We start from the raw sequence: 21,248 nt of genomic DNA, 5'->3' as shown, positions 1-21,248 counted from the left end.
GAGTTGCGAGTCAACTCAGCCCGGAACCTTCTTGAGCATTTCAATGCCGATTTTGCCTTCGGCAATTTCGCGCAATGCGGTCACGCAAGGCTTGTTCTTGCTCTCAATCTTGGGTGCATGGCCCTGGCTCAACATACGGGCGCGGTAGGTCGCGGCGAGCACGAGTTGAAAGCGGTTCGGGATTTGCAACAGGCAATCTTCGACGGTGATGCGGGCCATGAGGATCTTTCGGTCGTTTCGGTCGTTTAGCGGAGTGGCTCGGAGAGCCGAATCAGGGAATATTGAGCGCTGCGAAGGTTTCGGCACGGGCTCGGCGCTGTGCGGAATAACGAAGCCGTTGCGCGTGAACAATGGCTTTCAGGTCAAAAAGCGCACGCTCAAATAACTCGTTGATTATAACGAAGTCGAATTCATTGGCACGCGCCATCTCTTCAGCGGCGTTCTGCAGGCGCAACTCGATAACCGACGCGCTGTCTTCGCCGCGCCGCTCCAGGCGCGATCGCAACTCTTCCCAACTGGGTGGCAGGATAAAAATCATGACCGCGTTCGCAAACGTCTTGCGAATCTGGATCGCGCCCTGAAAGTCGATTTCCAGGATGACGTCCGCGCCTTGGGCGATGCGCTCTTCGACGGCGCGTTTCGAGGTCCCGTAGCGCTGACCATGCACGTGCGCCCACTCGACGAAAGCATCAGACGCAACCATCGCGTCGAACTCGGGATGCGACGCAAAAAAGTACTCGCGCCCATGCTTTTCCTGGCCTCGCGGAGGTCGTGTCGTATGCGAAACCGATGGCTGCACGGCCGAATCGAGCTCCATCAACGCCTTCACCAGACTCGATTTGCCGGCACCACTCGGCGCCGCGACCACGAAAATGTTGCCGGGATAGTCCATACGCTCGCCACTCATTCGATGTTTTGCACCTGCTCGCGCATCTGTTCGATCAACACTTTCATGTCGACGCCGATGCGAGTGAGTTCGAGCGCTGCCGATTTCGCACCCAGCGTGTTGGCCTCGCGGTGCAGTTCCTGAATCAAAAAGTCGAGCCGTTTGCCGATTTCACCGCCTTTTTTGACCAGACGCTCGATCTCGTCGAGGTGCGAGTTGAGTCGGGTCAGCTCTTCGGCCACGTCGATGCGGATGGCAAAAGCGGTTGCTTCGGTCAGCGCACGGTCTTGCGCAGCCTCCGGCAAGGTGCCGCCGGTAAGGCCCATGGCGTCTTGCCATCGCTCCAGAAATTTGGCGCGCTGCTGTTCGACGAGCTTCGGCACCAGCGGAACGGCTTGCTTTGCCAACACGCGCAATTGGCCGAGATGCTCCTCCAGCATCTTGGCCAGTCGGGTGCCTTCGCGTTGCCGCGCGGACATCAGCGCGTCGAGCGCCTTGCTCGTGACTTCTGATAGGTCGGCAGCCCAGTCGCCGCGTACTGCGGCGCCGTCGCCGCCGGCCAGGCGCAGTACGTCGGCCACGCTCAGTTCGCGTGCGCCGGGGAGCCAGGCCTTGATGCCGTCCTGCACGCCGTTCAGGCGCTGCAGCAACTTGACCGAAGGCTCGGTCACGCCCGCTTGCGCAGTGCTTTCTATAGATGCCCGCACCTCGACTTTGCCGCGCTTGAGCCGGCCGATGATCAGGTCGCGCAACGCGGGTTCGTGCTGGCGCAGTTCTTCCGGCAGCTTGAAAGTCAGGTCGAGAAAGCGGCTGTTGACCGATCGGATTTCTACTCCGAGTCGGCCGGTCGCAGGGGGCCGCGGATCGGCTTCGGAGTGGCTGCCAACCGGGCCGTTTTGGCCGCTGGCATAGCCGGTCATGCTGTAAACTGGCATTGAGCCTCGCTGTGATTTGTTCGCCTGCATCGAGGGCCCGGCACGACGTTCGCTTGCCGCACCATCGCCTTCGGGCGAAACTCCCGGATTATGTCAAAGGTCAAACCTTCGCCCCTGCTGCCCGACACCATCATCGGCGGCTACCGCGTGATCCGCCGTCTTTCAGCGGGCGGCTTCGGCGTGGTCTATCTGGCCGTCGACCACAGCGGCCAGCAAGTCGCCATCAAGGAATACCTGCCGTCGTCTCTCGCGACCCGCGGCATGGGCGAGCTGGCGCCGCAGGTGTCGCCCGAGAAGCTGTCGCTGTACCGGCTGGGGCTTAAAAGCTTCTTTGAAGAAGGCCGATCGCTGGCGCAAATTTCCCACGCGTCGGTCGTCAGCGTGCTCAATTTCTTTCGCGAGAACGAGACCGTTTACATGGTCATGAACTACCTGGAGGGCGCGACCCTCCAGGACTTCATCGTGACCGCGCGCGACCTGAAGAAGCAGAAAGTATTCAGGGAGTCGACCATCCGGTCGTTGTTCGATGAGATCCTGCGCGGTCTGCGCATCGTGCATCAGCACAAAATGTTGCATCTGGACATCAAGCCCGCCAACATTTTCGTGACCGATGACGACCGCGCCGTGATGATCGACTTTGGCGCTGCGCGTGAAGTGCTCAGCAAAGAAGGCAATTTCATCCGACCGATGTACACACCCGGCTTCGCCGCTCCCGAGATGTACCGCCGCGACTCTTCGATGGGTCCGTGGACCGACATCTACGCCATTGGCGCCTGTATCTATGCCTGCATGCAGGGCTACCCGCCGAACGACGCGCCGCAGCGCATCGAAAAAGACCGGCTCGGCCTCTCGCTTTCGCGGCTGCGCGGCATCTATTCAGACAACATGATCGAGGTTGTCGAATGGTGCATGTCGCTCGACCCGCTGTCGCGCCCGCAGTCGGTGTTCGCGCTGCAAAAAGAGCTGAGCCGTGAAGGCGAGCGTCACTACACCAAGCTCACCGTGGGCGAAAAGGTTCGCCTTTCCATCGACAACATGCGCTCCTTCGACAAGAAGGGGCTGCCGAAGGCGGCCGCGCCAACCACGCGACCCGCATGAAGTTCTCTGTATTCCAGGTTAGCCGCAAGGGCGGCCGTCTCAAAAACGAAGACCGCATGGGCTACTGCTACACGCGGGAGTCCGGCCTGTTCGTGCTGGCCGACGGCATGGGCGGCCATCCCGAGGGCGAAGTGGCGGCGCAGCTTGCGCTGCAAACCATCGCGGCGTTGTATCAGCGCGAGGCACGGCCCATCGTCAAGGACGTCAAGGCCTTCCTGACCTCGTCGGTCATGGCCGCGCACCAGCAAATCATGCGGTACGCAGGCACCAAGGCAATGCTCGACACGCCGCGTACGACCGTGGTGGCCGCGGTGCTGCAAGGCACCACGGCCACGTGGATCCATTGCGGCGACTCGCGCCTCTACGTGGTCCGAGACGGCACATTGCTGATGCGTACCCGAGACCATTCCCATGCCGAGCGTCCCCGCGCCAACGCGGGCAACGAGCCGGTCAATCGCAACCTCTTGTTGACCTGCCTGGGCTCGCCCACGGCACCGCTGTTCGACATCTCGCCGCCCCTGCAATTGCAGCGTGGCGACCGCATCATGTTGTGCTCCGATGGCGTTTGGGGTGTGCTCGACGACGCTGTCATCGTGCACACGCTGTCATCCGGCAAGCCGGTGTCCGATGCTGCTCCTGATCTGGCCGAGATGGCGCTGCGCAACGGCGGCAGCCACAGCGACAACGTCACTCTCATCGCCCTCGAATGGGAGCTGCCCGACGTCCCGGGCTACGAGCGCGGGGTGTCGACCGACAGCGTCGGCGACGGCGTCTTCGCCTCGACCATCCAGGCGGGCATGCCGTCGGACAGCGAACTCGACGATCTCGATGACGATGCCATCGAGCGTTCCATCGCCGAGATCAACGAAGCCATCCGCCGTTCCGCTTCACGCAAGACCTGAGTCGGCGCACGCCGGCTTTCCATACTTTTTTTCGGGTTTCACATGACTGCTTTCACACGAAGCGGCGGCCGCGCCGCCGACACCCTGCGCCCCGTGCGCATCACCCGCGGCTTCACGATCCATGCCGAAGGCTCGGTACTGATCGAGTTCGGCCAGACGCGCGTGCTCTGCACCGCATCGGTCGAAGAGCGCGTGCCACCGCACAAGAAGGGCAGCGGCGAAGGCTGGGTCACGGCCGAATACGGCATGCTGCCGCGCGCGACGCACACCCGCAGCAGCCGTGAAGCGGCCAAGGGCAAGCAGACTGGCCGCACGCAGGAAATCCAGCGTCTCATCGGCCGCTCGATGCGCGCGGTATTCGACCTGGCTGCCTTGGGCGAACGAACCATCCATCTCGATTGCGACGTGCTGCAGGCCGATGGCGGCACGCGCACCGCCGCCATCACCGGCGCCTTCGTCGCCGCGCAGGATGCGGTCGACAAGTTGCTGGCGTCCGGCGCGCTGAAGGCATCGCCCATCAAGGGACACGTGGCGGCCATCTCGGTCGGCATCGTCGAAGGCACGCCCCTGCTCGATCTGGAATACATCGAAGACTCGACCTGCGATACCGACATGAACGTCGTGATGACCGGCGCCGGCCATTTCGTCGAAGTGCAGGGTACGGCCGAAGGCGCAGCGTTTTCGCGCGACGAGATGAACCAACTGCTGGCCCTGGCAGAAAAGGGCATCGGCGAGCTGATCGTCATGCAGCAGCAGGCCCTGTCGTCCAAGTGATTGCTTGACTGATCCCGGCCCATTCGCCGCAGATCCTTTGCATATGAAACTCGTACTGGCTTCAAATAACGCAGGAAAGCTCGCCGAACTTCAAATCCTGCTGGCGCCGCTGAGCGTGACGTTGGTGCGGCAGTCGGAGCTGGGTGTCGATGAAGCCGAAGAGCCGTTTCGCACCTTCGTCGAGAACGCGCTCGCCAAGGCGCGCCATGCTTCAGCGGTGACCGGGTTGCCGGCGGTCGCCGACGATGCCGGTCTCTGCGTCGAAGCATTCGGCGGCCTTCCAGGTGTCGACACCGCTTTCTACGCGACGCAGTTCGGCTACGCCAAGGGCGACGACAACAACGTGCGTGCGCTGCTCGAGCAGATGGCCGACATCGACGACCGCCGCGCTGCGCTGGTCAGCACGCTGGTGGCGCTGCGCAATGCCGAAGACCCCGAGCCGCTGATCGCCATCGGTCGCGCGCCTGGCGAAATCACCCGCGCGCCCATCGGCGCCAACGGCTTCGGCTTCGACCCGGTAATGTTTCTGCCGCAGCTCGGCAAGACCTTCGCCGAGTTGACGGCCGAGCAGAAAAACGCTCACAGCCATCGCGGCCAAGCAGCGCGGGCGATGCTTCAATTGATGCGCGAGCGTTGGTGACTGCAACGCCGCCGCTAACGCCGACGACACCGGACGACCCCGTGATCATCCCCATCGAAGCAGCCGCAGCGTCTGCCAATGCGCCGCACGCCAACGATGTGCTGCACCTGATGCGCCCTGGCCCGCTGCAACTCGCCGCGCTGCCGCCCCTGTCGCTCTACGTGCATCTGCCATGGTGCCTGCGCAAATGCCCCTATTGCGACTTCAACTCGCACGAGTGGCGCGTCGGCAAAAGCAGCGCCGACAGCACTGCCGACATCCCCGAGCAGCGCTACCTGGATGCGTTGGTCGCAGACCTGGATGCCGCGCTGCCGCTGATCTGGGGCCGTACCGTTCACACGATATTTATCGGCGGCGGCACTCCCAGTCTTTTCTCGCCCGACGCAATCGACCGTCTGCTCGGCGACCTGCGCGCGCGCCTGAAGCTCGCGCCCGACTGCGAGATATCGATGGAAGCCAACCCCGGCACCTTCGAGCGCGACCGCTTTCGCGCCTACCGAGCCGCAGGCGTCACACGCCTGTCGATCGGTGTGCAGAGCTTCAACGACACGCACCTTAAGGCGCTCGGCCGAGTACACGACGGAGCGCAGGCAATTGCAGCGGTCGAGGAGGCCGCCAGCGCCTTCGATACTTTCAACCTCGACCTGATGTACGCGCTCCCGGGTCAGACGCTGGAGCAGCTCGATGCCGATCTGCAGCAGGCGCTGGCCCTTGCGCCGCCGCATCTGTCGGTCTATCACCTGACGATCGAGCCCAACACTTACTTCGCGAAGTTTCCGCCGGTGATCCCGGAAGACGACGATGCCTATGCGATGCTGGACCGCATCACCGAGCGCACCGGCCAACTCGGCCTGGCGCGTTACGAAGTCTCCGCCTACGCACGCGAAGGTCACCGCTGCGCCCACAACCTCAATTACTGGCAGTTCGGTGACTACCTCGGTATCGGCGCCGGGGCGCACAGCAAGCTGAGCTTTGCGCATCGCGTCGTGCGTCAAGTGCGCCTGCGCGAGCCGCGCCGCTACATGGACGGTGCGCTGGCCGGCGCTGCAGTCGCGCAGAGCGAAGACGTCGCCATTGCCGACCTGCCATTCGAATTCATGCTGAACGCACTGCGCCTGAACGAAGGCTTTGCGCTGGCGCAGTTTGGCGAGCGCACCGGCCTCGCCACCACAGCGATCCAGCGTGGAATGGAGGAGGCCGAGCGCAAGGGTTTGATCAAGCGCGATCTGCGCCATGTATGGCCGACCGAACGTGGGCTCGACTTTCTGAGCGATTTGCAGACAATGTTTCTCCCACCAGCCTGAGGATTGCCATGCTGCACTTCGAGTCTCTGGACGCCAAAAGGCGACCCCGCGGCCGACCCAGCGCCGTGCAGGCCGCAGAGTTGCGCGAATCTTTCCTGGCCGCCGCGTTGCAATCGTTTTTAGACAAGGGCTATGCGGCGACCAGTATCGAGGCCATTGCCCGCGATGCCGGCGTTGCCAAGATCACCATCTACCGACAGTTCGAGAACAAGGAGGCGCTGTTCCACGAGGTCGTGCACAGGGCGGTCGGCAATGCGCGCAACACAATGCACGCCACCGTCGTGCGGGAAGGCGCCGATGAGCGCGAGCTGTTGCTCGACCTGGTCGAGCGCATGTACCTCGGTGCCACCGAGCCAGAAACGCTGGCCTTGCTCCGGTTGGTGATCGCGGAGGCCGTCCGCTTTCCTGAGCTGGCCAAGTCGCTCTACGCGGAGAACAGCTACGTGCTTGGCCCTGTGGTCGATTACCTTACCGAGGCGCATCGTTCCGGTCGCCTGAACGTGCCGTCGCCTGAGCTCGCGGCAGTGCAACTGTCGACACTGGCCTTTGGCGGCGTGCGCTTTTTCGTCTCGAAACCGTTGGCCGGGTCCGCCGAACGGCGGCTCTGGGCCGAGGGCATCGTCGATCTGGTGCTGCAAGGCTGGTCGCCTCGATCTGCACTCGATCTGGCGCCGAATCCGATGCCCGACGGCATGTCCGCAATCAACGCTTAAAATCGGTCACGTGTCCGGTGCAACGCCGGACGTCTGCGGAGAGTTGGGTGAGTGGTTTAAACCAGCAGTCTTGAAAACTGCCGACGTGAAAGCGTCCGTGAGTTCGAATCTCACACTCTCCGCCAGTTAGCCCATAAACACGGGTTTCCAAAGGAAGCCAGGTTCCTACGGCCCGCGTCGTAGGTTGCGCTATCGCTGTCTGGCGCGAACAGTCCACCCGTCACCGGTGGTGCCCTTTCAGCAACGCCCCTTCTTGGCCTGGCCCGGCGGACAGTGGTTGCCGCCACCGCGTTGCTCGTCGTCCCACGACCGACGTTCATCACCCTCCTCACGCCCGCGGCGGCCGTCAGGTCGACGGCGCCACTGGTCTTCCGACCAGCGCCAGCCTCCGTCTCCTGCCACCCAGCGACCCGGTGCATACACGTAGTCAGGTCGTGCAGTTTGCCATTGGCCCGCGCGCCAAACATATTCGCGCTCGTTCCAGGCCCATCTGCCAGGCATCCAAATCCGGCCCGGCGTCGCGCGTGGAACCGGCTCATACCGGGGCGGCGGCGGAGCGAGCTGTACGATGCCCGGGACATTGATCTGGACCGAGACCTGTGACAGTACTGCTGAAGACACAGTGCTGAATGCCAGACAGAACAAGACGGCTTTGAGGCGCATGGTGATTCCTTTGAAGGGACGAAAAGTCGATGACAGTGGTGATGAAACAGTCATCCGTAAAGAAGCTCGCTGAAATCCTGGAAGATCTTCGATCTGCTCGCAGACCGCTTTGATCGTCATCAAGATCGGCCTTCTGAGCAGCAAGGCCTGCAAAGGATCTCATGGCAGGGTGTCGTGTCGTATTGCGTTCATCGGCGCAACAGCCAAACGACACCCAGCAATATCACCATCAACAGCAATGCAGCGACGTTACGTCGCCATGCGCGTGAGTGGAGCTGCTCGGTCTCACGCCGCGTGGCTTCAAGTTCTTCAAGCTGCGAGGGTCGCTTCCAGAAGTCGTCGTCATCCACTTTCACCAACGCCTCCCTTGCTTTTTCTTGTTTTCGCAGCGGATGTGTGTAAAGCGGGTTTTAACTCTCGGTTCTTCATTCGTGACTGCGTCTTGGTTAGTTGGTTCGTGCCGTGAGGGCGCCGCGCGGTTACGTAAAGCTAGACAGGCAGTCGGTACAAAAGAAAAGCCAGCACCGCGATGCACAACGAAGCCACCGCGACGCCGCCGATCCAATACAGCCAGCGAGCGCGTGGTGGTTCGGTATTGGCTGCGGTTATGGGTCGCGCGCTGACCTGCTGCCAGGCGCTGAAATTTTGGATTCGCTGCCCCTTGCTGGTGTCGCTGACCGTTACCTCGGCGAACTCATTCCCGCATCCTCGGCAATGCGTTGAGTCGATTGCGTTTTGCTTGCCGCAAAACCGGCACTCAACCAGCGGCTTGAGAGCCGTCAAAGGCTCTGGAATTGCAACGGTATTCATTCGTCGACCTCGCGTGCTTTGATCATCTCTGTGGAGCACACGACTTTCTGTCCAGCGAATAAGGCCATCACTTGCATCCCTCAAAACGTTCATGTGAAAAATTCACATGTCGGGCCAAGCCTAAATTCCTTGTGCTCAGGGCGAATGTGGGACGGCACCGCGTTCTTCTGTCCAGAGACTGTCTGAGCCGATTTGTCCCGCTACGTTGGGCCGAACTTCTGCTGCTGGCTGCGGTGATTGCTGAACCGGACCTTAACGATTGCGTAGAAATCGCATAGAGTCCTCGCGTATGAGAATTGTTCGCTTTCGCGTCCTGCGATCGCTCGTTGAGGAAACCGTTGATTGATGAACGCTTAGGCTGGGCGCTTTCGGTCTGCGCGCGCGTCATGCGTCCCTTGATCCGCCTTGCCCTGAATATGGGGGTCAAGCATCGTGATCTCGAAGAGTTGGTGCGCGATCTGCTGCTTGAGGAGGCACGGACATCCTGGCGTGAAAAAGGAGTCGAACCCAACATCAGCCAGTTGTCGATCACCACCGGGCTTAATCGCAAGGCGGTCACGCTCAAGGTCAGGGCACCAACGGACGCACTGCCGCACACCGACATGTCAGCCGCCTCCAAGACCCTGACGGCGTGGCTTGAGCTCGTAAGCACGTTGCCCGATCTCAAAACACTCCCGGTCACTGCCGCGGAGCCGCTGCTCAGCTTCGAGTTGTTGGCCCGACGCTCGAGCCGCGGGAACCACCATCATCGCGCTGTGCTGGACGAGTTGACGCGATTGCATATGGTCGAGGAAAAGGATGGCCGTGCTACGCTGGCAGTCGCTGGCTTCGTGCCCGCCGACGATGTGCGATCCATGCTGGCGTTCCTCGGCGACAACGCACGGGATCATCTGCTCGCCGGCGTCTCGAACACGTTTGGTCGGGCGCCCCAGATGCTGGAGCGGTCGGTTTTCGCTGGCGGCCTCACGCTCGACGATTGCGGTGCGATCCAGCAACTGGCGCGACTGCGATGGGACGCTTTGCATCACGAACTTGCCGGGCTGATGACACAGGCCGTCGATGCGGCCGAAGGCCATGGCGGTGCTCGGATTCGCGTGGGCGTCTATGCCTATCACGAAGAGCGCGCCGCAGCAGCGGCGAAGCCTGCCGCGACCGACTGAGATCGCAGGCGCCTGCGCCATGACCGGCGGCTGGCCGCTGGTTCATCCCGAATTGCTCAGTTGAAAGTCACCGTGTTCGCAAGAAGAACGCCGTTCAGAACCTGTGATCCGGTCACCGTCACCTTGACGCCGTTGCCGAGGTTTCCGGCGATCCCGTTTTGGAAAAGCACGTTTTGATTGCTTGCATCGATGGGCTGTCCGCGGACCTTGAAGTCCGCCGTGCTGGTGAACGCGCCTACCGTGCCAATGAGTGCGAATGAAGACGGGCCGCCCGTGCCGGGAATGTGCCGGATCTTCACCTTCGTCGCCCGCAGCATACCGGCGGAGAAGACGCCTGCGACTTCCAGCTTCACGCCGTTGCCAATGCTCGAACTCGGCCCGCCGGTGATCTGCGCTGCGCCCGCATCGATGGGCACGCCGAGTACCTTCAAGGACGCCAGTCCGGCGTATTCGGTCACCACGCCGTCAAGGGTCGCCGTCTGTCCCGTTGCCTGCGCAAGCGAATACCACGATTGGATGGCGGTTGCATTCAGCGCACCGGCGCTGGCAAATCCGACCCCGCGAACCCGGACGATCGTTCCATTCGCCAGCGTCGCGGAATCGAGACCACCGGCAAACAAGGCATTGGCGAAGTTCACGTTCAACGTGCCGATCGAGAAGACGCCGGCAACTTTATCCAGATTTTGCACGGTGCCCGTCAGGATGGGCGCGACTCCGGAAGCGACTCGAGCGATACGCGTGGCGCGCAGCATGCCGGGCGCTGCGGGCAAGCCCCAGACCTGCAAGGTCGATCCGTCCGCGATGCCGGACAGCCCGCTCGCATCTGCCCAGACCGTCTCCCCGTCCGTGGAAACCGTGGTGCCAAGCAGGCTGAAGGTGCCGCTTGCCAAGTCGATGTTAGACACCGTTCCGCGCAAGTCGGCAGCTGACTCGACCGTCGTTGCCGTGCCCGCGGTGAAGTTGCTGTTGACCGGACCTGTGACCTTGACGCTCATGCCGAGCAGCAGCTCTGGCGCATCCTGCAAGTTGAACACGGCGCTGTCGGTGTTGTAGCGCACGCCATTGAGGATCACGCTGCCCAAGCCGTCGGTCGAACCGATGCCCGCGGCCGACGCAGAGCTCACGCCGGTTCCTCCTGACCCGACCCCGGAGCCATCATCGCCACCGGCTGCGGCAGCAACTCCTCCGGCGGTGCCGGAAGACGAGGCGCCTCCGGCGTTTGCCGCGCCATCGCCTTGCGCAGCGCCTGAAGCGCCTACGTTCACGGCTGTGCCAGTGCCCGCAATGCCAATGCCGCCTGAGCCCCCGCTGCCACCTCCGCCACACGAGCCGATGAGAAGGCTCAGCGCGAAAAGCACAACGGGCTGCCAAATCTTTTTATTCATCGCGGGGTGCTCCAAGCTGTCGGCTCGTGGGCCGGATTGCATTCGCTACTGGATCTTCTCCGCTATTTTCGGTGAACGCATAGATGCCGACACGAATGCGGGCGCTCTTGTCGTCGCTGTCTGCGTCGACCGCGCGCGTCATTGTGGCTGCAAGCTCACGGTGAAGCACAGACCATCGCGTGCGCACCAACTGTTGGATCGCCTCGCAGGCCTCAGGCGTCAGTCCGCGCGCATAGATTGCGCGCTCAAGCATGGGCGGGTTGTCGTGCAGCACATTCGAGACGGCCGCTGCCAGATGATCGTGGGCGTTGTCTCCGAGCACGACAAGCATGCTGCGCAGATCGGCCAGCGGCACAAAACTCGAAGTCTTCAAGCTCGCCCGGCCGCCTTGCACCGCTACCAAATCCAGCCGGATAAGTTCTTCGAGAATGGCGCGGTGGTGCAGGTTGCCTCGACTGGCGCGACGGGCAATGACTTCAAACGTCAATGAACCATCATCCGCGGAGACTGGAAGCGACTGGAGCGCGGGGTCATCTTCGCGCAGTTGGGCCCAGAGCGTGAGTGTCTTGGCCGCCGCCGACAGTTCGGTATGCGGAGCATCCTTGGCAGGCGTTCGTACTCTGAGCGTGATGGCTTTGCGATTGAGTCCGGTGGTTACAGACAGCTGGCTAATGTTGGGTTCCACAGCTTGTTCGCGCCACAGATGCGTCCCCTCGTCCAGCAGAAGCTCTGTGAGCAGGCGTTGCAAGTGCGAGTGTTTCAGGCCAAGCGAAAGTGCAAGCCGGATGACTGGACGCAAAACACGCCTGCAAGCGTCCAGCGCGACCACGCCTGCTTCCTGGGTGTTGGCGGCGGTCAACGTGCCTTCATGCACATCACGCACATGTCAGTGACGAACCGCCGCGCGCGACAGCCTGTACAGAGATGCGAACGCGTTGCGCCAACACTTCCACCGACCTGACGGCTCATCCGGCGGAGATGATGCCAACTTCGGTGCGCGCGCGACCTGACTTTGAAGCAACGTACGCGCGATGCGATCAAGGTTCTCGACGCAATGGCGGTCGCCCCGCGCCAGCGCTTGTAGCGATTGCGCATATTCATCGGTGAGTTGTTGCCAGTGTGAAAAGGCAACGCCCATCGACAGACTGTCATCCCTCATGGCGTCTCCGGAGTTAGCAGAAGCGTGATTCACCAACAATTATGTGACATTGTCACATTGTTGTAAATCAGCCCGAAACAATTCCCAAAACCTACAAGCAACGGCGTAATGTCTCACAAATGGAGTACCAAAGTATCGCAATAGTATGTGACTTCCTCACATTTCCCACCTTACTTCGGAGGCCACGATGAAGCATGCGCTGTTTGAACGACCCAATCTGAACGCATTACTGGACAGCGCGACGGATGCAATAGCGAGCGCCATCGCACGGCTGGTGTACGGAGCGCAACAACTACTGGCGCTGGCCGCGTTCGAGCCCGACCTTGCAACACGCGCAGCGGTAGCGCGGAGCAAGACAGTCATCGGGGAACTAGAAGCGGAGCGTCGAGTGGATGACAGTCGGCCTCTTTATCAGCGCGGCCGGTCATGAACGCCTGCGCAGTGAAGCGTGTCCCCGTGCGCTCGGGGTTCCAGGGCATCTTTTCGGCCTGAGCCAAGTGATTCCATGGAACATACGTGGCCCTTTCCGGCATTTGCAGACCCGCTGCGCGCTTACATCGCACCGAATGATTTCGTTGGACTGCTGTGGCTGCGCGATCGGTCGCCAATCCAGGTGTGCGCATTCTGTCGAACAGCAGGTTCTCGCAAGGCGCGGTGCGATGTTTGTGGAACCGTGCACATGCCTCACGAAACGTCGTCGACTACTTCTCCCATCACGGGCGATGAAGGGCAGGGCGCCGTGCCGTTGGTACCGATCGTCCGGGTGATGGCACGCTTGCTGATCGTGCCGTTGCTGCTGTTCACCGCGTTTTGCGTTTGGTACGCGCTGCACCACCGGTCGCAAAGCTACGACTCGCAGCAGGCTCAGTCGGCAGCGCCGGTGTCCATGGCCCAGGAGCCCGTCAATGTGAAAGCCCGAAGCCCTCAAGGCTATGTCGCTCCCCTTGTGGCGCCCGCGCCGTCCGCCTCTCGCAGATCGACTTCCTACAGACCTTCCGGTGGCGAACCCTCAGCTGGTCTTTGCGCAGGTCGCAATGTGCTGATGCGCGCCGTTTGCATGAACAACATGTGCGCTTTACCGAACCATGCCCGGCAGCTGCAGTGCGCGGCAGCGGTGGCGCAGCGTCGCCTCGACGAAAAGCGCCGCAACCCGGTTCTTGCGAACTGAAATGCGAACGGCATGCGTCGCGCAATGACGAGCCTGCTCAGCCCAATGACAATCTTGCACAGTGGGATGCGCGGTGAATGACAGTTTCGTCGCCGCAGCTGACCCAGTTGTCCGCGTCCCGATCAGGATCGGCATCGCGGACGACCACCCGATTGTGCGAACTGCACTTCGGCACTGGTTGCTGGAACACTCGGATCTCTGCGTTGGAGGTGAAGCCGCCGATGGTTTCGAAGCGATTGAACTCGCCACGCGCAACACACTGGACGTGCTGGTGCTGGATCTCACGATGCCAGGAAGGGATGGCTTCGACATCATCGGATCGCTTCGGTCCAGGGCGCCGGGAATGGCCATCCTGGTGTTCAGTGGCCATCCGGAAGCGCAGTACGCCCGCAAGCTGCTCGAGGAAGGGGCCCATGGATACCTTCACAAATCCTGCGATCCGGATCAGCTCATCGTTGCGATCCGCCGCCTCGCCAGCGGTCGCAGATACCTGAGTGCGACGCTGGCACAGCATTTTGCGCGTGAACTGTGCGAGGGAGCCCTGCCACTCCATCAACGCCTTTCCAAACGGGAGTTCCAGATTCTTCTGCTTCTGGCGGCGGGAGACAAGCCGGCCGTGATCGCAAAGAAGCTTCATCTTTCGGCCAGAACCGTCACGCTTTACCGGTCGCGATTGGTGAGAAAGCTGGAGCTGTCGACCAATAGCGACCTGACTTACTTCGCTTTAAAACACGGCTTGCTCGATTGAGGAACGCCATTGAGCGTTCGTTCATATCGACAGCGCATCGCCAAAAGAACTCAGGCGGCCTTCCTCATCTCACCCATACAGCCGGGTAGATTGCAGAAGGATTTTTCGTAAGGAGCAATCTGATCGAGGCCATGTCCGGAGCGTGGAATAAGAGTCCGGGATGGTTTCCGATCACCGTGGCTCTAGTCCACTTTGCCCGGTGTTTTCGCTGCCGCCGCTTGGTTGATGGCAACCCGCTTCCAAGTCGCATCCACGTCCCGCACCCAGGCTTCGATGCGTTGCTGGCGAACCCGCTGATCACCCGCAGGTTTGTGCGTGAGCCTCGCCACGTCACCAATGTCGAAGTGGGGCGGCACCTGGCTGTACGGAAAGGGAGGCTCTTTCAGGGAAGCATCCCGGATGGACTGGATTTTTGTGCGGAGGCTGACGGGTTCGTTCATGTGGGCGAGTATGACGGTGCCTGCCGTCGTGTTGTTTCTCGTTCGCGCGTACTCGCGCGATAGTCCGACTCTGGCCTTGACCCTTGCGCGCTACACATCACCATCATGAAACCGACATGTTTCTCGCCGCTTCCAGGAGGTGCCATGTGGCGAGCCATTGCGTTTGCAATGGTCTTGCCCATTGTTCCGTCGCACGCCGCATCGCCCACCGATAACCCGCTGGCCGCCGAACGATGGCAGACGCGGCCGATCGTGGTTGTCGTTCCGGCGTCCGATCGTGCTCTGGTGCGGCGCGTCGAATCAGCGCTGGAACGCCCCACGACGCGCGCAGCGTTCGTCGAGCGCGAGATGGTTCTCTACACCGTCGAAGCGGGTCAGGGTCGACGAAACGGCTTGGTGATGACGCGCGAGCAGACCCGTTCCCTGCTACGCGCGCTCGAGCTCAATCCGGACGGCCCACCGACCTTCGTGCTGGTCGGCAAGGACGGCGGCGTGAAGCTGGTCAAGGGCAACGACGTCGATCTGGATCAAGTATTTGCAACGATCGATCGCATGCCGATGCGGCAGCGCTGATCGTCCGCCGACCCATGCAGGTACGACCCGCCTACCCAGCCGATGTGAGGCGGTGATCGGCAATCCGGCGCGGATCAAGTAGACACACACTCATTGCATGCGCCGAGGCGTTCAAGAAGCAGCAATCGCCGGAACAATCAACGCGCGGTGTTGCTTGATATTCAGAGGCCCGCGGCTATTTGCTCCAGCATGGAACGTCGGTTGTGGCCTGCGTGCCATGGCCCAGTGCGCCAGAATGCCGCGATGAACCGGCTCGCACTCTTTCTTTTCGTCCTGCTGATCGCGGGCTGCGGTACACCGCCCAACCAGGTCATCTCGCTCCGTGACGGCACGTTCCGGGCACCGTTTTACGACCAAGCCATCAGTTATTGCCAGAAGGACGGCTTAACCGCTTCCATTCTGGGCAGAGCACAAGCGGAAAACGGGATTGTGTTCGCCTGCAAATAGTTGGGCGGCCCGGGCTCGAGGGGCAGCCTGAGGCTCAGACCCGGCTGTCCAGCATGCCCTTCAACTCACCGCTGTCGATCAAGGCCTTCAACTCATCGGCGCCGCCGACGAGCACGCCCTTGACGAACACCAGCGGAAAGGTCGGCCAGCCGGTCCACATTTTGAGCGCGTTGCGGTCGCGCCACCCGCTCAGGTAGCTGCCGTATTCGAGGTACTTGAATGCCTGCCTGGCCTCGTCCAGCAGCTTGCGTGCCTTCTTCGGATAGGGGTTGATCGCCATGCCGACCACCACGATGTCATTGGCTGCCATGGCGCCCATCACTTCGCGCACGATCCCTTGCCGGCTCTCCGAAATCGCGGTGCGCACAGCGGGATGGATATGGGCTTCATCTAAGACGGGACGCGGCATGAAAGCTTTCTGAGGTTTGCTGAATCGAATGGTTTCAGCGATCGCCCCATGCTAGCCCTCGTAGCCCGGCATCAGGGCTCAGGCGTGCCGTTGACCGCGATTTGCTTGATGGCGCTCGACTGCAGGTTCCACTTGGCAATGATCGATGCATAAGTACCGTCGGCCGCCACCTTCTTGAACGCACCGAGCACGGCGTCGCGCAATTGCGCGTCGGCCTTGGCAAAAGCCATGCCTTGCTGGGCACCACCAAATGGCATGCCGACCGGCTTGTAGGTATTGGGTTCGAGTGTCATCGTGTAAGGCACGGTTTCGCTGCCCTGCGCGCCCCCGGCGAAGCGTCCTTGCTTCAGTTGGCTGGTGCCGATGGTCTTGCCGCAGAGGTCGATCGGCGCGCTCACGTCGGCAGTCGAAGCCAGTGTGTAGAGCTGGACGCCCGAGTTCAATTAGTCGATGAAGTCGAGCGCTGACCTGACGACCTGAAGTTGTGGGCGGTATCAATCCCGATACTGCACGCCCGGCAACACGCACAGCATTTCGAACGCCAGGTTGGCGCCGACCAAAGCGGTCGTGCCGTGCGGGTCGTAAGGCGGGGAAATTTCGACCAGATCGGCACCGACGATATTCAACCCGCGCAGGCCGCGGATGATTTCCATGCCCTGGTGCACGCTCAGGCCACCGATTTCCGGCGTGCCGGTGCCGGGTGCGAAGGCGGGGTCGAGCCCGTCGATGTCGAAACTCAGGTACACCGGACCTTGGCCTGCCAAGCCCGCAACGCGTTCCTTCACTTCCTTCATCAACGGCGTCAGGCTCTTGTGCCAGCACTCTTCGGCCTGCACCACGCGAAAGCCCTGTTTGCGGCACCAGTCGAAATCGTCGGCGTGGTAGCCGGTGCCGCGCAGGCCGATCTGCACCACGCGGTCGCAGTCGAGCAGGCCTTCTTCGACCGCACGACGAAAGGGTGTGCCATGCGCGATCTTTTCGCCACCCATCGTGTCATTGACGTCTGCATGCGCATCGACATGCACCACGCCGATCGGGCCGTACTTCTTGTGCATCGCGCGCAGGATCGGCCAGGCGATGGTGTGGTCGCCGCCGATGGTGATGGGCCGGCAGCCGTTGGCGATGATGCGGTCGTAGGCAGCTTCGATACGGTCGATCGAATCGAAGATGTTGTAAGCGTTGGTCGCCACGTCGCCTATGTCCGCCACCTGCAGCGAGTCGAAGGGCGCGGCGCGCGTCGCCATGTTGTAAGGGCGCAGCAGCACGGACTCGCTGCGCACCTGGCGCGGCCCGAAACGGGCGCCTGACCGGTTGGAGGTGCCGAGATCGAACGGCACACCCACGAAGCAGGCGTCCAGCCCATCGCTGGTTTCCTGAATCGGTAATCGCATCATCGACGCGATGCCGGCGAAGCGTGGCACGACGTCGCCGCCGAGCGGCTGGTTGAAGCGGGCGGCCGTGGCCGTGGTGGCAGTGGGCGCGACAGTGGAGGTGGGCGATGACATGGCGGGCTCGGCAGCGGGTTGGGAATCTCTCGGCATGTTAGTGAGATGCCCGCGGCGCGAACAGCAAAAAACTCAGCATCGAGGCGGAGATTTATTGACCATGACGCATCGGCAAGTCATGCGCTGGCGGCGGTCACTTGGCGTTTTCTTGTGCGGCTGCAGGACCGAGTGCCCCGATGTCGAGGAAAAGCGATCTCCTTACATGCCCGCTGGCGTGTCGGGCTTACCGTGTGCGTTGTGTCTTCTTCTCCTTATTCTTCTATCTCCAGGCAGCATTGGCGCTGCATCTTTGCACCAGGCTCACTGCTCGGCGGTCTGCTCTTTATCGCGATGGTGCAGCCGGCCACCGCGCAACCCGCGCCAGCGGCAGGGCCCGCCTTGTCCTGCGAGCAGGCCAATAGCAACTACCAGGCAGCCAACGGCGCGCCGGTTCGCGAACCGCGCCGCGTCGAACTGGCCTGGCGCGACGTGCAGCGCGTGTGCGGCGCCGCGTCGAGCGCGGAACCGCCGCCGCAGCAGTACGTCGGACCCGCTTCGACCGACCCACGGCCTGTAGCGCCAATGGCGCCGAAGACCCCCGTCACGCCGACTGGGTCGGACCTGTCGCAACAAAGGAGCCCCCTCAAATGAACATGCCCAAAGTGCCTTCCGAAGACGATCCGGCGCAGCTCCCCGTGCAGCCGGAGTTCCCGACGGACGAGGATCCGACGAATCCTCACTCGGACGAGGGTGAGCCCGGCGCTGACGAAAACGCGGCCGGCTTCGTCAAGAAAAAGCTCTAAAGCTCTAAAGCTCTGAATCCATGAGGCGACGCCGAGCGCACCACAAACAGCGCTCTTGAACTCATGCGCCCGAGGCTCTACATTCCGGGCATGTACGAACCGGGGAGCGCATTCGATGAGATTTCTCACTGACACCGACGACGAAGTTTTCGACCTGTTGATCGGCTATGCCGGCAGCAGCGAGATCGTGTCCGAGGTGATGGCCCGCCCGGGGCGCGACAGCGTGAGGCTGCCACAGGTCATCAAGGAAATCGACGAGCTGCTAGCAGCGCGCAAAAGCCAGGCAGCACTTCGCTCGCGAGTGCTCGACGTGCCGCTTGCGATGGCTGGCTCGGCCGCAACGGTGGCCGGCGCGATGGCAGTCGCACCGGTCTAGCCGTCCAGCTTTTCGACCGGCTCGCGCGCCCCGTTTCCTTTTAGCCTCCGCACCCGGCCTCTGCTCATGTCCCTTGCCTGGGCAACCGTCGTTGTCGTCGTGCTTCTGTTGCCGGGCTTCGCGTTCTTCTTCGGGTTCTATCTGCCCGACCAGGTCACGCGCGAGGCGACGCCCATCAGCCCGCTCGGGCAGCTCGCAATCGTCGTCGGCGTGGCTTTTCTCGTGCACGCTGGCTGGTATGTCGCCATCAATGGCTGGCTGTGCCGGTCTGAAATCCTCGGTGCCCGCTGTGTCGCGCTCGACGAGTTCATTCCGCTGCTGCGCATCGACAGCCTGCCGGCGCCGCCCCGGCTAAGCGACACGCCGCAGACGTCGTCGGCCATTCGCGGCACGCTCGCTTCCACCAGCAAGATGGTTGACGACAACGCTGTCCAGATCACGGCGTATTTCTTCGTCGTCACCGTGACCGGCGCGCTGCTCGGGCTGGCCGCCGGCATGGTCATGCAACTGCGGGCGATGCGGCGCTTCGCGCGCCATCGCTGGATGTATTCGCTCAACGAGGGGCGGCGTCATGCAGGCGGCTCGAAGAAGGCGAAGCGGGTCCGGGCCAACGTGTTGACCAAGTCCAGCGACACGAGCGGAGCCGTGCTCACCTACACCGGCGTGGTCGAGGATTTTTTCGTCAAGACCGACGGAACGATCAGCCAGCTGGTGCTCCGGTACCCGAAGAAGGGGCACATCAGGATCGGTGACGCGGGCTCGATGGAAGCGATCGCCGTGCAAGACATCCCGCCGGCCGAGTTGGATGCCGGCCTGAGCTTCCTGTTCTTGACCAGTTCCGACATCGCCAACGTCTTTTTCGTGGCAGAGCCGGTGCTGGAGCATACCGAGCAGGAGATGCAGGAACTGCGGCGACTGAAGGAAGCAAGAGACGCGCAGAACGCCGAAAACGCAGAGGCGAAGCGGCCCGGCGACGCCGTTGCCCATGCGGCTGCCGGCAAAACTGTGGTGCCCTGAAAACGCTCGCACGCAACTCCGTCCAGACGTGTCAAATTACGCAGACACGGCATGCAGCGCGGGGCAGAATTCTGTTCATGGTTCTTGCGCAATCACCCTTTTGGCAGCGTCGTAACTGGTGGCTGACCGTGGCTCTCGGCGTCACTGTCACGGCACTGGCCGGCGTGCTGGTGGTTGCTGCACTGCTGACGCCGAACGAAGAAAGCTGGTTGCTGAGCGCTGCGATTCTTTGCGCCCTGCCGTGGTCGCTGGTGCTGTTGACACTGGACCAAGCCCCCGGCTTTGCCGAACGCGCCGGCTTCTTCGTGGTGGGCGGTGTCTGCCTGAACGTGGCGCTGCTCTGGTTCGTCTGGCGCTGTGTGGCCGCATACCGGCGCCGGACTGTTTTTCAGTAGCCCCGGACTGGCTCGTACAGCCCATCGGGCGTCTCTCCCCGCTCGAACTTCGCAATCTGCTTCGCAAAGAAAACAGCGCGTGCGCGCCGTGAAGCCATGGCGCCGACATGCGGCGTGACGAAGATTTTTTCGTGCGCCCAGGCCGGATGGTCTGATCGCAACGGCTCCTCTTCGAACACGTCGATGAAGGCGCCGCACAGGTGCGACGCATCGAGCGCCGCGGCCAGATCGTCGTAGCGCAGATGCGACCCGCGGCCGACATGCACCAAGCCCGCACCCTTGGGCAACAGGGCGAACGTTTTCGCGCTGAGGATGCCTTCGGTTTCGGGCGTCGCCGGCAGCAGGCAGACCAGCACATCGCAGCGCTCGAGAAAGGCTGGCAGCTCATCTTCACCCGCATGGCATTCGATGCCGTCGAGCACCTTGCGGCTGCGTGACCAGCCGATCACCTCGAAGCCCAACCCCCGCACCATTTGCGCCGAGTGCGCGCCCATCGCGCCGAGCCCGAGGATGCCGACGCAGGTGTCGGTCGCGGTGCGCTCGGTCGCAAACATGTCCCATCGATGCTCTGCCTGCTGCCGCACCATGCGCTTCAAGTCGCGCAGCAACGCCAGCACGGCCATGCAAACGTATTCGCTCATGCGCTGCGAGGCCTCGGGCGTGGCAGCGCGGAGCAGCGGCAAGTGGCGTGGCCAGGCAGGGTCGGCGGTGATGTGCTCGACGCCGGCGGCGCTACTGAGCGCCAGCCGCAGCTTGGGCATCGCAGCCAGGCGGCCCGGCTCCGGCTCCCAGACCAGCGCGTAGTCGACTTGCTCCGGCGACACCGATGCGTCGTCCCACCAGCGCACGTCGATGTGCGGCGCAACGGCTTGAAAGTGCCTGCGCCATTCGGCTACCGCTGCTTCGCCGCCGGACTTGACGACGAGGACGCGATTCGCTTCGTAACCTGCTGCCATGGG

31 protein-coding genes and 1 tRNA gene are annotated in these 21,248 nt (G+C 62.3%); 18 read left to right on the top strand and 14 right to left on the bottom strand.

Features of this window, described 5'->3' with window-relative positions:
• Positions 1–15 precede the first annotated feature (15 nt).
• The 3 genes from rpoZ to RCH10_RS06050 are packed head-to-tail and all read right to left on the bottom strand — an operon-like array spanning position 16 to position 1,821.
• Positions 16–219: a DNA-directed RNA polymerase subunit omega gene (gene rpoZ, locus RCH10_RS06060; protein ID WP_187052967.1), complete on the bottom strand. Its 204-nt coding sequence runs from the start codon at positions 217–219 to the stop codon at positions 16–18.
• A 52-nt stretch (positions 220–271) separates the two neighbouring features.
• On the bottom strand, positions 272–892 hold the full coding sequence (gmk, locus tag RCH10_RS06055) for a guanylate kinase (RefSeq protein ID WP_409051707.1): 621 nt from the start codon (positions 890–892) through the stop codon (positions 272–274).
• An 11-nt stretch (positions 893–903) separates the two neighbouring features.
• Positions 904–1,821, bottom strand: coding sequence for a YicC/YloC family endoribonuclease (locus tag RCH10_RS06050; protein ID WP_323502011.1), 918 nt, complete (start codon positions 1,819–1,821; stop codon positions 904–906).
• Between the two features lie 90 nt (positions 1,822–1,911).
• Between RCH10_RS06050 and RCH10_RS06045 the strand changes: the two genes are divergently transcribed.
• From RCH10_RS06045 to RCH10_RS06015, 7 genes are all read left to right on the top strand, one after another.
• Positions 1,912–2,919: a serine/threonine-protein kinase gene (locus RCH10_RS06045; RefSeq protein WP_187052965.1), complete on the top strand. Its 1,008-nt coding sequence runs from the start codon at positions 1,912–1,914 to the stop codon at positions 2,917–2,919.
• Positions 2,916–3,821, top strand: a complete 906-nt coding sequence (locus tag RCH10_RS06040; protein WP_409051678.1) for a PP2C family protein-serine/threonine phosphatase — start codon at positions 2,916–2,918, stop codon at positions 3,819–3,821. Before RCH10_RS06045 ends, RCH10_RS06040 begins: the two co-directional genes overlap by 4 nt.
• Positions 3,822–3,863: 42 nt before the next feature.
• Entirely contained in the window at positions 3,864–4,595 is a 732-nt protein-coding gene (rph, locus tag RCH10_RS06035; RefSeq protein WP_409051677.1) for a ribonuclease PH, read from the top strand.
• A 43-nt stretch (positions 4,596–4,638) separates the two neighbouring features.
• Positions 4,639–5,235 carry an RdgB/HAM1 family non-canonical purine NTP pyrophosphatase gene (gene rdgB / locus RCH10_RS06030; RefSeq protein ID WP_409051676.1) on the top strand — a complete coding sequence of 199 codons (597 nt, stop codon included), beginning with the start codon at positions 4,639–4,641 and terminating at the stop codon, positions 5,233–5,235.
• A 110-nt stretch (positions 5,236–5,345) separates the two neighbouring features.
• Positions 5,346–6,539: a radical SAM family heme chaperone HemW gene (gene hemW, locus RCH10_RS06025; RefSeq protein WP_409051706.1), complete on the top strand. Its 1,194-nt coding sequence runs from the start codon at positions 5,346–5,348 to the stop codon at positions 6,537–6,539.
• 8 nt (positions 6,540–6,547) lie between these two features.
• Positions 6,548–7,252 carry a TetR/AcrR family transcriptional regulator gene (locus tag RCH10_RS06020; RefSeq protein WP_409051675.1) on the top strand — a complete coding sequence of 235 codons (705 nt, stop codon included), beginning with the start codon at positions 6,548–6,550 and terminating at the stop codon, positions 7,250–7,252.
• Positions 7,253–7,289: 37 nt separating this feature from the next.
• Positions 7,290–7,377, top strand: a tRNA-Ser gene (locus RCH10_RS06015).
• 112 nt (positions 7,378–7,489) lie between these two features.
• Here RCH10_RS06015 and RCH10_RS06010 read toward each other — a convergent pair.
• The 3 genes from RCH10_RS06010 to RCH10_RS06000 all read right to left on the bottom strand — a co-directional run bounded on the left by RCH10_RS06010 (position 7,490) and on the right by RCH10_RS06000 (position 8,725).
• Complete coding sequence (locus tag RCH10_RS06010) at positions 7,490–8,035, bottom strand: YXWGXW repeat-containing protein (RefSeq protein ID WP_409051705.1); 546 nt, start codon at positions 8,033–8,035, stop codon at positions 7,490–7,492.
• A 68-nt stretch (positions 8,036–8,103) separates the two neighbouring features.
• Positions 8,104–8,271, bottom strand: coding sequence for a hypothetical protein (locus tag RCH10_RS06005; RefSeq protein WP_409051674.1), 168 nt, complete (start codon positions 8,269–8,271; stop codon positions 8,104–8,106).
• 133 nt (positions 8,272–8,404) lie between these two features.
• Complete coding sequence (locus RCH10_RS06000) at positions 8,405–8,725, bottom strand: hypothetical protein (RefSeq protein ID WP_409051673.1); 321 nt, start codon at positions 8,723–8,725, stop codon at positions 8,405–8,407.
• A 296-nt stretch (positions 8,726–9,021) separates the two neighbouring features.
• Here RCH10_RS06000 and RCH10_RS05995 point away from each other — a divergent pair, with 296 nt between their 5' ends.
• A complete protein-coding gene (locus RCH10_RS05995; RefSeq protein WP_409051672.1) occupies positions 9,022–9,885 on the top strand; it encodes a DUF6502 family protein in 864 nt (287 codons plus the stop codon).
• 56 nt (positions 9,886–9,941) lie between these two features.
• Here the strand turns inward: RCH10_RS05995 and RCH10_RS05990 are convergent, their stop codons facing one another.
• The 3 genes from RCH10_RS05990 to RCH10_RS05980 form a co-directional block, all read right to left on the bottom strand.
• Complete coding sequence (locus RCH10_RS05990) at positions 9,942–11,009, bottom strand: DUF5666 domain-containing protein (protein WP_409051671.1); 1,068 nt, start codon at positions 11,007–11,009, stop codon at positions 9,942–9,944.
• Between the two features lie 253 nt (positions 11,010–11,262).
• Positions 11,263–12,129, bottom strand: coding sequence for a DUF6502 family protein (locus RCH10_RS05985; protein WP_323497962.1), 867 nt, complete (start codon positions 12,127–12,129; stop codon positions 11,263–11,265).
• Positions 12,130–12,156: 27 nt separating this feature from the next.
• The gene (locus RCH10_RS05980; RefSeq protein WP_409051670.1) at positions 12,157–12,429 is read right to left on the bottom strand and encodes a hypothetical protein; all 273 of its coding nucleotides are present in this window, start codon (positions 12,427–12,429) and stop codon (positions 12,157–12,159) included.
• A gap of 187 nt (positions 12,430–12,616) precedes the next feature.
• On the opposite strand from RCH10_RS05980, the gene RCH10_RS05975 reads away from it, so the two are divergent.
• The 3 genes from RCH10_RS05975 to RCH10_RS05965 all read left to right on the top strand — a co-directional run bounded on the left by RCH10_RS05975 (position 12,617) and on the right by RCH10_RS05965 (position 14,345).
• The gene (locus RCH10_RS05975; RefSeq protein ID WP_323500810.1) at positions 12,617–12,859 is read left to right on the top strand and encodes a hypothetical protein; all 243 of its coding nucleotides are present in this window, start codon (positions 12,617–12,619) and stop codon (positions 12,857–12,859) included.
• Positions 12,860–13,108: 249 nt separating this feature from the next.
• A complete protein-coding gene (locus RCH10_RS05970; protein ID WP_409051669.1) occupies positions 13,109–13,597 on the top strand; it encodes a hypothetical protein in 489 nt (162 codons plus the stop codon).
• Positions 13,598–13,670: 73 nt separating this feature from the next.
• A complete protein-coding gene (locus RCH10_RS05965; RefSeq protein ID WP_409051668.1) occupies positions 13,671–14,345 on the top strand; it encodes a response regulator in 675 nt (224 codons plus the stop codon).
• A 182-nt stretch (positions 14,346–14,527) separates the two neighbouring features.
• On the opposite strand, the gene RCH10_RS05960 is transcribed toward RCH10_RS05965, so the two are convergent.
• Positions 14,528–14,785 (bottom strand): hypothetical protein, encoded by a 258-nt coding sequence (locus tag RCH10_RS05960; protein WP_409051667.1) that lies wholly within the window; start codon positions 14,783–14,785, stop codon positions 14,528–14,530.
• Between the two features lie 144 nt (positions 14,786–14,929).
• On the opposite strand from RCH10_RS05960, the gene RCH10_RS05955 reads away from it, so the two are divergent.
• Positions 14,930–15,358 carry a DUF4174 domain-containing protein gene (locus tag RCH10_RS05955; protein WP_409051666.1) on the top strand — a complete coding sequence of 143 codons (429 nt, stop codon included), beginning with the start codon at positions 14,930–14,932 and terminating at the stop codon, positions 15,356–15,358.
• Between the two features lie 243 nt (positions 15,359–15,601).
• On the top strand, positions 15,602–15,805 hold the full coding sequence (locus tag RCH10_RS05950; RefSeq protein ID WP_323497957.1) for a hypothetical protein: 204 nt from the start codon (positions 15,602–15,604) through the stop codon (positions 15,803–15,805).
• Positions 15,806–15,839: 34 nt separating this feature from the next.
• Here RCH10_RS05950 and RCH10_RS05945 read toward each other — a convergent pair whose 3' ends face one another.
• The 3 genes from RCH10_RS05945 to speB all read right to left on the bottom strand — a co-directional run bounded on the left by RCH10_RS05945 (position 15,840) and on the right by speB (position 17,719).
• Entirely contained in the window at positions 15,840–16,214 is a 375-nt protein-coding gene (locus RCH10_RS05945) for a glutaredoxin domain-containing protein (protein WP_409051665.1), read from the bottom strand.
• Positions 16,215–16,285: 71 nt separating this feature from the next.
• A complete protein-coding gene (locus tag RCH10_RS05940) occupies positions 16,286–16,657 on the bottom strand; it encodes a hypothetical protein (protein ID WP_409051664.1) in 372 nt (123 codons plus the stop codon).
• A 51-nt stretch (positions 16,658–16,708) separates the two neighbouring features.
• Positions 16,709–17,719, bottom strand: a complete 1,011-nt coding sequence (gene speB, locus RCH10_RS05935) for an agmatinase (protein ID WP_409051663.1) — start codon at positions 17,717–17,719, stop codon at positions 16,709–16,711.
• 237 nt (positions 17,720–17,956) lie between these two features.
• On the opposite strand from speB, the gene RCH10_RS05930 reads away from it, so the two are divergent.
• From RCH10_RS05930 to RCH10_RS05910, 5 genes are all read left to right on the top strand, one after another.
• Positions 17,957–18,349 carry a hypothetical protein gene (locus tag RCH10_RS05930; RefSeq protein WP_409051662.1) on the top strand — a complete coding sequence of 131 codons (393 nt, stop codon included), beginning with the start codon at positions 17,957–17,959 and terminating at the stop codon, positions 18,347–18,349.
• On the top strand, positions 18,346–18,501 hold the full coding sequence (locus RCH10_RS05925) for a hypothetical protein (protein ID WP_323497953.1): 156 nt from the start codon (positions 18,346–18,348) through the stop codon (positions 18,499–18,501). The genes RCH10_RS05930 and RCH10_RS05925 overlap by 4 nt, the downstream gene beginning before the upstream one ends.
• Before the next feature lie 115 nt (positions 18,502–18,616).
• Complete coding sequence (locus tag RCH10_RS05920) at positions 18,617–18,877, top strand: hypothetical protein (RefSeq protein WP_323500803.1); 261 nt, start codon at positions 18,617–18,619, stop codon at positions 18,875–18,877.
• 66 nt (positions 18,878–18,943) lie between these two features.
• A complete protein-coding gene (locus tag RCH10_RS05915) occupies positions 18,944–19,894 on the top strand; it encodes a hypothetical protein (protein WP_409051661.1) in 951 nt (316 codons plus the stop codon).
• 77 nt (positions 19,895–19,971) lie between these two features.
• Positions 19,972–20,289 (top strand): hypothetical protein, encoded by a 318-nt coding sequence (locus tag RCH10_RS05910; RefSeq protein WP_409051660.1) that lies wholly within the window; start codon positions 19,972–19,974, stop codon positions 20,287–20,289.
• Here the strand turns inward: RCH10_RS05910 and RCH10_RS05905 are convergent.
• A complete protein-coding gene (locus RCH10_RS05905; RefSeq protein ID WP_409051659.1) occupies positions 20,283–21,245 on the bottom strand; it encodes a 2-hydroxyacid dehydrogenase in 963 nt (320 codons plus the stop codon). The genes RCH10_RS05910 and RCH10_RS05905 overlap by 7 nt on opposite strands.
• Between the last annotated feature and the right edge of the window lie 3 nt (positions 21,246–21,248).

The organism is Variovorax sp. GrIS 2.14 (assembly GCF_046115955.1).
Classification (GTDB): Bacteria; Pseudomonadota; Gammaproteobacteria; order Burkholderiales; family Burkholderiaceae_C; genus Variovorax.
Note: the sequence above shows the minus strand (reverse complement) of the source record. Positions and strands in the feature narration are given on the sequence as shown.

What these genes read in the sequence shown, in the direction of transcription:
- rpoZ (WP_187052967.1), bottom strand. Translation starts at nt 219, where the DNA reads ATGGCCCGCATCACCGTCGAAGATTGCCTGTTGCAAATCCCGAACCGC.
- gmk (WP_409051707.1), bottom strand. Translation starts at nt 892, where the DNA reads ATGGACTATCCCGGCAACATTTTCGTGGTCGCGGCGCCGAGTGGTGCC.
- RCH10_RS06050 (WP_323502011.1), bottom strand. Translation starts at nt 1,821, where the DNA reads ATGCCAGTTTACAGCATGACCGGCTATGCCAGCGGCCAAAACGGCCCG.
- RCH10_RS06045 (WP_187052965.1), top strand. Translation starts at nt 1,912, where the DNA reads ATGTCAAAGGTCAAACCTTCGCCCCTGCTGCCCGACACCATCATCGGC.
- RCH10_RS06040 (WP_409051678.1), top strand. Translation starts at nt 2,916, where the DNA reads ATGAAGTTCTCTGTATTCCAGGTTAGCCGCAAGGGCGGCCGTCTCAAA.
- rph (WP_409051677.1), top strand. Translation starts at nt 3,864, where the DNA reads ATGACTGCTTTCACACGAAGCGGCGGCCGCGCCGCCGACACCCTGCGC.
- rdgB (WP_409051676.1), top strand. Translation starts at nt 4,639, where the DNA reads ATGAAACTCGTACTGGCTTCAAATAACGCAGGAAAGCTCGCCGAACTT.
- hemW (WP_409051706.1), top strand. Translation starts at nt 5,346, where the DNA reads ATGCGCCCTGGCCCGCTGCAACTCGCCGCGCTGCCGCCCCTGTCGCTC.
- RCH10_RS06020 (WP_409051675.1), top strand. Translation starts at nt 6,548, where the DNA reads ATGCTGCACTTCGAGTCTCTGGACGCCAAAAGGCGACCCCGCGGCCGA.
- RCH10_RS06010 (WP_409051705.1), bottom strand. Translation starts at nt 8,035, where the DNA reads ATGACGATCAAAGCGGTCTGCGAGCAGATCGAAGATCTTCCAGGATTT.
- RCH10_RS06000 (WP_409051673.1), bottom strand. Translation starts at nt 8,725, where the DNA reads ATGAATACCGTTGCAATTCCAGAGCCTTTGACGGCTCTCAAGCCGCTG.
- RCH10_RS05980 (WP_409051670.1), bottom strand. Translation starts at nt 12,429, where the DNA reads ATGAGGGATGACAGTCTGTCGATGGGCGTTGCCTTTTCACACTGGCAA.
- RCH10_RS05975 (WP_323500810.1), top strand. Translation starts at nt 12,617, where the DNA reads ATGAAGCATGCGCTGTTTGAACGACCCAATCTGAACGCATTACTGGAC.
- RCH10_RS05970 (WP_409051669.1), top strand. Translation starts at nt 13,109, where the DNA reads ATGCCTCACGAAACGTCGTCGACTACTTCTCCCATCACGGGCGATGAA.
- RCH10_RS05960 (WP_409051667.1), bottom strand. Translation starts at nt 14,785, where the DNA reads ATGAACGAACCCGTCAGCCTCCGCACAAAAATCCAGTCCATCCGGGAT.
- RCH10_RS05955 (WP_409051666.1), top strand. Translation starts at nt 14,930, where the DNA reads ATGTGGCGAGCCATTGCGTTTGCAATGGTCTTGCCCATTGTTCCGTCG.
- RCH10_RS05950 (WP_323497957.1), top strand. Translation starts at nt 15,602, where the DNA reads ATGAACCGGCTCGCACTCTTTCTTTTCGTCCTGCTGATCGCGGGCTGC.
- RCH10_RS05945 (WP_409051665.1), bottom strand. Translation starts at nt 16,214, where the DNA reads ATGCCGCGTCCCGTCTTAGATGAAGCCCATATCCATCCCGCTGTGCGC.
- speB (WP_409051663.1), bottom strand. Translation starts at nt 17,719, where the DNA reads ATGTCATCGCCCACCTCCACTGTCGCGCCCACTGCCACCACGGCCACG.
- RCH10_RS05925 (WP_323497953.1), top strand. Translation starts at nt 18,346, where the DNA reads ATGAACATGCCCAAAGTGCCTTCCGAAGACGATCCGGCGCAGCTCCCC.
- RCH10_RS05920 (WP_323500803.1), top strand. Translation starts at nt 18,617, where the DNA reads ATGAGATTTCTCACTGACACCGACGACGAAGTTTTCGACCTGTTGATC.
- RCH10_RS05915 (WP_409051661.1), top strand. Translation starts at nt 18,944, where the DNA reads ATGTCCCTTGCCTGGGCAACCGTCGTTGTCGTCGTGCTTCTGTTGCCG.
- RCH10_RS05910 (WP_409051660.1), top strand. Translation starts at nt 19,972, where the DNA reads ATGGTTCTTGCGCAATCACCCTTTTGGCAGCGTCGTAACTGGTGGCTG.
- RCH10_RS05905 (WP_409051659.1), bottom strand. Translation starts at nt 21,245, where the DNA reads ATGGCAGCAGGTTACGAAGCGAATCGCGTCCTCGTCGTCAAGTCCGGC.